General features: G+C 50.1%; 9 protein-coding genes. 1 reads left to right on the top strand and 8 read right to left on the bottom strand.

Translation table 11 applies throughout. The annotated features are described in order from the left end of the window. Window positions 1-189: 189 nt before the first annotated feature. The 6 genes from EKM90_RS12310 to EKM90_RS12285 form a co-directional block, all read right to left on the bottom strand. Complete coding sequence (locus tag EKM90_RS12310; protein ID WP_164507991.1) at window positions 190-1,305, bottom strand: glycosyltransferase; 1,116 nt, start codon at window positions 1,303-1,305, stop codon at window positions 190-192. 184 nt (window positions 1,306-1,489) lie between these two features. Continuing rightward, complete coding sequence (locus EKM90_RS12305; protein ID WP_125583040.1) at window positions 1,490-1,654, bottom strand: LPXTG cell wall anchor domain-containing protein; 165 nt, start codon at window positions 1,652-1,654, stop codon at window positions 1,490-1,492. Window positions 1,655-2,283: 629 nt separating this feature from the next. Further along, the gene (locus EKM90_RS12300) at window positions 2,284-3,123 is read right to left on the bottom strand and encodes a replication initiation protein (protein ID WP_125583038.1); all 840 of its coding nucleotides are present in this window, start codon (window positions 3,121-3,123) and stop codon (window positions 2,284-2,286) included. A gap of 962 nt (window positions 3,124-4,085) precedes the next feature. Next, the gene (locus tag EKM90_RS12295; protein WP_125583036.1) at window positions 4,086-4,298 is read right to left on the bottom strand and encodes a DUF5348 domain-containing protein; all 213 of its coding nucleotides are present in this window, start codon (window positions 4,296-4,298) and stop codon (window positions 4,086-4,088) included. Further along, complete coding sequence (locus EKM90_RS12290; protein ID WP_164507990.1) at window positions 4,295-4,543, bottom strand: helix-turn-helix domain-containing protein; 249 nt, start codon at window positions 4,541-4,543, stop codon at window positions 4,295-4,297. The genes EKM90_RS12295 and EKM90_RS12290 overlap by 4 nt, the downstream gene beginning before the upstream one ends. Before the next feature lie 403 nt (window positions 4,544-4,946). Further along, on the bottom strand, window positions 4,947-5,993 hold the full coding sequence (locus EKM90_RS12285; RefSeq protein ID WP_125583032.1) for a replication initiation protein: 1,047 nt from the start codon (window positions 5,991-5,993) through the stop codon (window positions 4,947-4,949). Between the two features lie 576 nt (window positions 5,994-6,569). On the opposite strand from EKM90_RS12285, the gene EKM90_RS12280 reads away from it, so the two are divergent. Further along, window positions 6,570-6,659 carry a type I toxin-antitoxin system Fst family toxin gene (locus EKM90_RS12280; protein WP_125583030.1) on the top strand — a complete coding sequence of 30 codons (90 nt, stop codon included), beginning with the start codon at window positions 6,570-6,572 and terminating at the stop codon, window positions 6,657-6,659. Between the two features lie 189 nt (window positions 6,660-6,848). Here the strand turns inward: EKM90_RS12280 and EKM90_RS12275 are convergent, their stop codons facing one another. Together EKM90_RS12275 and EKM90_RS12270 are read right to left on the bottom strand one after the other, a co-directional pair. Next, complete coding sequence (locus EKM90_RS12275) at window positions 6,849-8,453, bottom strand: relaxase/mobilization nuclease domain-containing protein (RefSeq protein ID WP_125583028.1); 1,605 nt, start codon at window positions 8,451-8,453, stop codon at window positions 6,849-6,851. After that, on the bottom strand, window positions 8,435-8,761 hold the full coding sequence (locus tag EKM90_RS12270; RefSeq protein ID WP_125583026.1) for a plasmid mobilization protein: 327 nt from the start codon (window positions 8,759-8,761) through the stop codon (window positions 8,435-8,437). Before EKM90_RS12270 ends, EKM90_RS12275 begins: the two co-directional genes overlap by 19 nt. Window positions 8,762-9,246 lie beyond the last annotated feature (485 nt).

Here is a 9,246-nt window from a genome sequence, read left to right as displayed (position 1 = left end):
CAACAGACAAGAGGTCTATCAACTCCAAAATTGTCGTATAAGAGTTATCTTTCAACACCAGTTGACAAACTCCCAATTAAAAACGCAGTTGAATGCTGCATGTCGATATAGGCTTAACTGTCGGCCTACTGCTTAATTTCCAAATATCGGTGTCACAGAGTTTACTCGTTATAGATACTAGACAGGTTCTCACCTTTCAATATGAGTCCAATGTGATATTTTATTTTCGTTTAGTAGAATCTCTTTTGACAATGCAATGGATTTTACTAAAGAATAAAAGTCAACCACATTGATTATATAAAGTAGCGGAAGTGTTGCTGGTGAAGAAAGAGCCAGTAATACAGTTTCTTTTCTGGTTAGATGTTCATCAGATAACGATGCCATTAATGATATAACCAGATATATTGCCAAACTACCCAAAACAACGGAAAAGTCAATATATATAACTAATATATACAACATAAACAAAACCATAAATGGATCTAATAGCATCATTACTTCCTCAAAAAAAACAATTTTAGGAAGTTTCCACCAAGTCAAGGTGACACTATATTTTTTTAAGTTTGTTGAAAAAAAAAGGGATCTGTACTTTGCCAAAGCTTTAAATCTACCATATTTCCAACGAAATCGTTGCTTTTTTAAGTCTGAAAAATTATGGGCTGGAGGAGTATAACATACAACATCGTCTGCATAATCGATATGTGCAGATTTGTTGCCAAATGCTTTTATTAATTTTAGAGACAAGTCAATATCTTCAGTTATAGAGTCTGTGCTGTAGCCGTCAACCATCACCAACGCTTCTTTACGGAATGTTGAACCAATACCTCCAATTATGTACTCTAGGTTAATCCCAGGCTCGGAAGCTTTGTATTTATTTCCGATGAGATACTCAATCTTTTGAGCATATTCAATAATATTAGTAGGATTGTAGATCATAACATTGGTAGCCGATGCAATTAAACGATCATCTTTTAGAAAGTGGTCAGTCATTTTACTTAAGGCGTCTTCTGCAATGAAAGAATCGCCATCCAAGACCATTACAAGATCCATAGAAGCATAATTTAAAATACCGTTGTTTAGCGCAGTTGCTTTCCCGGAATTTTTTTGATTAACCACAATTAAGTCTGGATATTGAAGTAGCAGTGATTCCAATATCTGAGCAGTATGATCATTAGACCCATCATTGACTACAATTACTTCTTTATAAAGATATTTGTTTTTATACACTGAATCTACGCAACGATAAATATCCTTTTCCTCGTTGTATGCAGGAATAATGATAGAAATTCCAATACGTGCTGTCATATGGCGGCGATTTCGCAAAGCAATTTTACGAGCTTGAATAATGTTTGAAAGTGTTAGAGAAATGAAAATTCTCAAAAAGTTGAATATAACTAAAAATGAAACAGCAATAAAGATAAAACTATACATAAAAATATAGGGAGACGCACTCCCTACCTCCATGATTAAGCTTGGTCAAAAATACATATCAAGGTCGTACGGACTTTTCAATGTGTTTTAAATAAGCAAATGAAGCAAGCGTAATGCCTACTACGGCGTATCCTACCAATGTTAACCAAGGAGATAAAACAGATCCAGTGGCTGGCAGTACTGATGCCCCAACTAAAGCAGATTTAGAAATATTTCCGTACATGTTAACTTCCTCCGTATTAATTAATTTTAAAAACCTTATGCCTATTACATATATAAACCCTATTGCTCACAAAAGCAATTTAAGATCGTGAAATGAACGGAGTAGCAAAATTTAGGGTGAAAACCCACGATTGATACCCCTTACGCCCACGCCAAAAATGCGCGTGATCCCCCAAAACGGCTGTTTTGATACCCCCACTTTTTTCGAAACGCCCACGATTTTAGAATCGCGTCACATTAACATTTTCATGCTTCGGCGGCCGCAATGCGCGCATTGATCTCGGTGTAGTCAATCTCAAATCGTGGGGGTGATTACCGCCGGATATAGAGTTTAACTGGTACGGTCCTGTTTGTGTCACTATATTATTTTCCTTTGATAATCGCTGGTATAGTCGTGGTTACTGCAGCTATGGCGGACGACAGAAGTAGTACGATCCAGAATGTTTTGCCGCGCGAGCCAAATAACCACAGAAAAATTCCAGCAACTATTACGGATAGCACAAAACGTAAAATAGCAAATTGTCGGGAGCTTAATTTTGTCATGTGTTTCGCCTTTCGTGATTACAGGAAAGTTTGGCGGCCGTGCCAGGCCTCTTTTCGTGCATTTTCAGTATGTAAGCCTACTATGGCCTATTGCTTTCGTCCGTCGATGACAAGCGTGTTCATGTTGAAGCTGGTGTGCATTGAGTGGAAATCAATCGTATAGCCCACAACATGGCGGCTTTTGGTGTGGGTCGTGATATTGATAACAGAGTTTGGGTAAAGGCGAGCGAGTTCCTTCACAGCAACGTCGATAGCCTTTTGCTTAAATCGTCCTGCCGGCCATCTGATCGGCTTTCCCTTTTCGTCAGAGCCGAGAAACCACGCCTCCCAGTCCTCTAGGTCGCCTTCGATGGTCGCGGCGGGTGGCAGGCTGTTAGGGTCGTCACGGTCACTCCATTTCCCGCGAGCGTTGGCGTTCCAGAGTTTCATGAGAGCTAGTGTGTACTTGGAGCGCACCTGCGAAAGCTCCGAGAGGCGGAAGGAGTAGAACCGCTCCTTGAGCTGGAATACGTAAGGGGCTACGAGCTGATTGAACCCAAACTCGATTTCGCCATCTTCGATGACCTTGATGTGACTGAACAACGAGGTCATCAGAATGCCCTTGCGTCCGTCCGGTTCAGTGCTTTGCATGTAAATTGCCGTACTCTCGTTGAGCCCCTTGAAGGCGGCAACCACACGAGCGTAGCTATCCCCCGACTTGTTGAGACCAAGGTGGTTAATGACCTCTAGTGCGGATAAGTGATAGACCTTGCTAGTGTCATCGTCCTTCTTCACGTAGCTAAAGCAGTAGTCGAGCACCTTGTGCTCAAACGTAGAGAGATTGCCAAGCGAGCGGGCCAAGTCGTTAGCCTGCGTGACCAAGTAATCTTGACGGTCGAGGAGCTTGTCTAAAGCCCCATTCATTTTCTTGTTGCCAACAACTGCCATGTAATTCACCTCTTTATTTCATTATACCTATATATAAGTATTATATCAATAAAGGTATTCCTAACGTGGAAAAAGGTATTCCTAACGTGGAAAAAGGTATTCCTAACGTGGAAAAAGGTATTCCTAACGTGGAAAAAGGTATTTGAACAAGCAGTAAGCCCCGGTGTAGAGCCATTCTGATTTCCTAATGTACTTAAATGTACTTAAATGTATTTGAATGTAACCACCTACGCGAGGGAAAAAGTTTGGCGACTTTTTTTTTTTTTGCGCGGGAAAAGACCTCGGGGAAAGCTCCCCCGAACCCCCACCTCAGGGAGCAAGCTCCCCGAGACCTCTCAAGAATGAGTGAGGCAAAGACCGCCTCACATTCAACTCTGGTCGCTTCGCTCCCGGCGCGCCTCCGGCTTGCCCAGATCAAGAGCGTTGGCAGGAAGCCTCGGCCAAGGCCTCGGGGCGCTGTCGCGGAATAGCTTATTTATAACGGTTCTCAGTTAAGAATGCCTAGCGCTGAAAAGTCACCGAAGAACCAAACCAACGTGCTAGACCAGTCGAAAACAGCTCGATTGGAGTGCCATTTAGTGGGGTGGCAAAAAGCCCTTTAAGGGGTGGCATAGACACAAACTCTGGCTCCATCGAAAATCAACCCGCGCTGCGGGTTTCCTCACGTTGTGGGGACGGATTTCTATTATGCTCTTTCACGCTTCGCGCCCTTTAGACCCCAAAGCAAGAGCACGATAGATAGACCAATGGGGCGTTTTGCGCACAAAAAAAGCCGCCTCGAATGGGGCGGCGAATGTGCAGGCCAAAACTCGTATCTTGATTGGCGAAGTCAGCATAGCACAGAAGGCCGTATTTTGCATTCTAAGGCGTTTTAGTCCGGGGACTGATAGAAATACCTGGTTCGGCTAAAAATGCCCCAAACGGGCTAAAGACGTGTCCTGCGCCCCGTCAGAAGCTGTAGGTCAAAATGGCTCGACCTCCAGTCCGGCGATGTCGTGGCCGCGCATGCCTTCCTGCGGAAAATCGACCAGGTACCAGCCATCCCGGTCGGACTCGATGCGAGTCTCGAATTTTGAGCCGTCTCGCTGAATGACGGTCACGGGGTAACCGGCGTGCAATTCAACGTCGCCAATTATCATGCGGTCGCTGGCCGCGTTGTACTTGAGCTTTGTCATTTTGTGCCTCCTGTTGTGCAGCGTTCCTGATCGCTGCGCTTGACGGCACGCTGCACTGCCGACTTGCTGACGTGCAGCAGCGCCGCCACTTGGCGGAGCGAGAAGCCTACGTCATAGAGTTCGCGGGCGCGCTCGCGGTCAATCGGAGGTCGCCCGCCGCGCGCCGGCCGGAATGGAGCTTCGGCCATTTTTGGGGGTTCCTCGTCTGCCTTTTTCGATTTCCACAAGTTCTTGAACCAAGCCATTTTGCCGCCTCCTTTTGCTGTCCCTAAAAGCATAACACCAATAGGTGGTGGCCACTTCTGACCAGGCGCTGGCGCTTTTCCTACTGTCTACCAAGTTTGAGCAAAATCAAGTGATTCATTTTCATACCGAAATGGCCGTTTTGGAAATGCGAAGCGAGTTTCCGGGGTTTTGGAAAGAGCATAAGAGAAAACTGCCCCCAGAATGCGGGGGAACCCGCAGTGCGGGTTGTTTTCACGAGGGGACAGCAATTCGGGTCAAAACCCACGATTGATACCCCTTACGCCCACACCAAAAATGCAGGTGGTAGCCCAAAACGGCTGTTTTGGCACCCCTATTTTCCGCCAGCGCCCACGATTTACCCGAAAACGCCCACGATTTGAGAACCGCGTCAAATCAACGTTTTCATGCTTCTGCGGCCGCAATGCGTTGGGCGTTGCTGGCGTACAGCTCGTTGAGCTGGGCCAGCTTCTTTTTGTCGCCGGCAGTCAGCTTTTGCCCGTCAGCAATCAGCTGGGTGACGCGCGTGATCGTCAGCGCGATTTTGGCGTTAACGGCCTTAAGGGTTTCAAGCTCCGCACCTTCCAGCTTCTTTGGCGCGCTAGCCAAGCGCTTCTCTTCCCGGAGCCACTGGGGGAGCTCGTCAAACAAACCGACCACCCGACGCACGGCGGCCTCTTTCTCGTCTGTGGTGAGCGAAGCGTTGTGGTGAATGTTGTCCAGCTTCTTGGCACGGTCTACCTGCGCGCCTCGGGAGAAGTCGTTAGCATCTTTGGCCTCCGGCTTCCACGTGAACGTGTAGCCGATGATTGGCTTGCCGCGGCCTTTGCCGCGCCGCTTGGTGACTTTGAGACCGGGGAACAGCGGTGACAGCTCCTCCTTGATGGGCTTGAGAATACGCTTGTCGATATCGGACTGTTGGTAGCTAGACGGCACGTCTAGAAGTTCCGTAAAATCCCCCTTGCTCAGTTCCAGTCGGCCCTTGGTACGCCATTGTTTTAGCAAGCGAAACATGGTCTTGGCGTAGCTAGAGTTTAGGTCACGAAACTCAGCCAAGGAGTAGCGAACCCATCTGTCGAGGTGGTTTAGGAGCGGAATGGCCTTCTCGTGAACCTGAATTTCAACGTAAGGGTCCGGAGCATCACCGTTGATGTCGAACGCCGTAAACATCACGAAGCGTTCCCGGCGAAGGCCGCTTTTGCTTCTTCGGCCAAAGCGAAGCTCCATGAGTTGGTCGTAGGTATGCTCCAGGTCGTCGATGAACCGGGTGTTGGCGGTGGCTTTGTATGCGCTCAAGTCTTTTAGCTGGTCGAAATCGAAACGCACCTTGTCGCCGCCCTTATCGCGCATACGACTCACAATCGAGAAGAACAGGTTCATCTCTGTTGACGTGAAACGGCGAAGCGGAATGGTATTCAGTTCAGCATCGTGTTTGATGATTTCGTTGCTCATGGGACGCCTCCTTTAAAAGGTCATTGTACAAGGTCATGACCTTCTAGTAAAGACCTTTCTTTCGCAGACAAAATGACCTTGAAGAGCAGACAAAATGACCTTGAAGAGCAGACAAAATGACCTTGAAGAGCAGACAAAATGACCTTGAAACATTGCTGTATCCCTTGGGGGAGTAAGCACACAGCGCCCCTAAAAGAGGTCTAAAAGAGGTTTAGAAAGAGGTTATAAATAGGCGGCGCCAAAAATCGGCGAGCAAAAGACCTCGGGGGAAGCTCCCCCGAACCCCCACCTCAGGGAGCATGCTCCCCGAGACCTCTCAAAAATGAGTGAGGCAAAGACCGCTTCACATTCAACTCTGGTCGCTGTGCTCCCGGCGCGCCTCCGGCTTGCCCAGATCAAGAACGTTGGCAGGAAGCCTCGGCCAAGGCCTCGGGGCGCTATCGCAGAACCGCGGATACCTAGCAATTCCTAGCTACGTTCGATTAAGCGCTATAAGGTCGGCAAAAACCTAGCCCAGCAAGGTGCAAAGTCTGGCATACTAGGTTCTGGCAACCAGCCTCGAAAGGGGGTGTTGTCATGCGTGACCTTCTCACATTGATTGTCGCCCCATGCGTGGTGGGGATAGTCCTTGCGCTGTTCTCCGACTGGTTAGACCGGAGACGATAACAATTAACGGTTGTCACTAACCCACACGCCGCAAGGCGAAAAAAAGAGCCGTCACCCGTGCAGGGGTGGCGGCTCTTGTGTTGTCATGCTTTAACTTTCTCACACACTCAGTATATCACGTTTTGGAAATGCGGCCCAGCGAGCATGCAGCGGTTCAAGATTGAGTACACACACATGTACAACGTCAGCTCAGCGAGACCACTCTTGCCCTTGAGTGCGCGAACGATTAGGCCGGTTTTGAGACCGCTCTGGTTCTCGGTTCGGCCGGCGCCGTTCCGCGCCTCGTTTAGCTTCGGCAATGCGGTCATCAAGCGTGAGCGGCTTGGGAGCGGTGCGCTCCTCGTCAGCAACTTGCTTGGTAAGGTCTCTGACCGACTCTTCGGCAGATCTCAAATCGACATCGCCCAGACCGGTGCTAGCGAGGGCTTGCGCTTGTTGGTTGGCAAGCTGTTCATAGCGTTTGACGAAGGCCACGTGCTCGGCCGGCACAGGTTTGATGCGGAACCACCCTTTGCGGTTGTGCTGAATGGTTTCGTACTTTTCGCGGGCACTCATCAGCGCGCGTTCTCGTTCGGCGTAGCTGGTCCAAAACGCCAAGTATTTCTTGTCCTTATCCAGCCGGTCGAGGGCGTTGTCGCGGTACATTTGGGCCGCACTTGGTTGCTCAAGCTGGGTTAAAGCGCTGCTAATCGAGCGGCCAGCTTGTCGTACTCGGCTTGCAACGTTTCCAAGTGTTCTTTCTGTGCGCTCAAACGCGTCTCGTACTCGTTCTGCAAATCGTTCAATGCTTTGTCGAATTGTGCTTGCAGCGTCTGCTTGTACTCGGCCAAGGCCGCTTCGGTCGGTTCGCTCGCCGTCAGTGCGGCCTTGAGTTGCTTCAATTCCGCGACCAGCGCTCTGTTGGAGGCGTTCAGCTCCTCGTTCGACCTTTCCACCGCGATTAACTGCTTGTTCCAGTCGTTCGGTTCGTCTTGCCAGCTCATACTCAATGGCTCCCTTCTCGTAGCTCTCACCCAGTTTTGTTCCTCGGGCCGCGTACAGCTTCTCATTTGGCGCTATAAACGCGTATGATACGTTTTTGCCTCGAACGCGCATATCAACCCCTTTTTTGCGCAAAACGGCTGAGAGGGCCTCAAAATCGCTTGTACGGGGGTCAGACATGGCGGCGTCGATGCGAGAACGGAGGTCGTCCTTCCAGACGTAGCCGCCGGCTGCGATGTGGCGCTCGGTAATCGTGCGGCGCTCATGCTGGCTTGGCTCCTCAATCACAGAGAGGCCGTGCTCCCGGGCCAACTGGTCGTTGAGCTTGGTGATACGGGCGAAATCGTTGTGCTGGTGGTACTTCTCGCCGGTCTCAAGGTCGGGGGCGTTGATGATGATGTGGTTGTGGAGCTTGTGACCCTCGCCGTCGATATGGGTGTAGACCGCCACCTCGTGACCTGGCGCAATCAGGCGGCCCAGCTCAACGCCAAGCACGTTGGCGCGCTCCCAATCGGCTGGGTCAGCGGCGTTGAGGTCGGCGACTGCGAACGACTGAATAACGCGGTGGGCCTGCACGCCGGTGTTTTTGTGGAACAGCTCCCGGGTGGCGCGCATCTGACCGCGAACATGCTCAACGTCCATGTTCTCGCCGCCGACCGCCACGGCGCGGTCGTTGAGCCCGGCCACCACGGCGTCGTCCACGCCGTGCGCCCGGAGCCAGTCCTTAGTCTCCTCGCCCAGTTTGTCCTTGCCCTGGGCGTAAGAAATGGCGGCGCCGGCGCTTTTGGCGGCGCTTAGCTTAATTGTCGCCATATCTCGTTCGCCGCCTTCCTGATCTCGGCTAACTGGTCAGCTTGGAGCGGAGACAAGTCGCCGGCGTTCGCCTTGCGGGACAGCTGGTTCAGGTTCGTGCCCAGTCGCCGCAAAGCAAGGTTCACCTGCACGCCGGTCTTGTGGTCGAATTTAGGTCGTACCAACCGCGCCTTGACGGCAAGAGATTTGGCATAGGCGCTGGGGGTCATGCCCAGGGTCACGGCCGATGCTGTGAGCTTCTGAAAGTTCTCGTCAGAGAGCCGGAAATTGATCTGTTTTCTACTGCTGGTTTTAGGGTCTTCTGCCATGATGAAACCACCTTGCTGTATGCCGTCAGCGCTCCCTATTCGGTCGCCCTGGCACCAAGAATATGTAAGCCTAATTGCTCGCTCCGCTCACAACCAGTCTAACGTATTCCACTCTGATGGCAAGCAGTGCTAGTGCTAGACAAATGCTTCGCATTGTCTGCCCTTGCCGCTTGCCAAAAGGGGGCTCCGCTGCCCCCTTTGGATTCCCCCAAAGCCAAGGTCAAGGGCACCCCGATTCCGCTTCGCGAAACGGGGTCAAAGTGCAGGTCGATTTCGCTTTGCGAAACGACCTCAAAAAGCATTGCCACTCGCTTGCGAGTGGCAACAAAAAAGAGTCAACAGACAAGAGGTCTATCAACTCCAAAATTGTCGTATAAGAGTTATCTTTCAACACCAGTTGACAAACTCCCAATTAAAAACGCAGTTGAATGCTGCATGTCGATATAGGCTTAACTGTCGGCCTACTGCTTAATTTCCAAATATCG

This window comes from Lacticaseibacillus suibinensis (assembly GCF_003946175.1).
GTDB lineage: Bacteria > Bacillota > Bacilli > Lactobacillales > Lactobacillaceae > Lacticaseibacillus > Lacticaseibacillus suibinensis.
The sequence above is the reverse complement of the archived record's forward strand: the minus strand, read 5'-3'. Positions and strand labels throughout refer to the sequence as shown.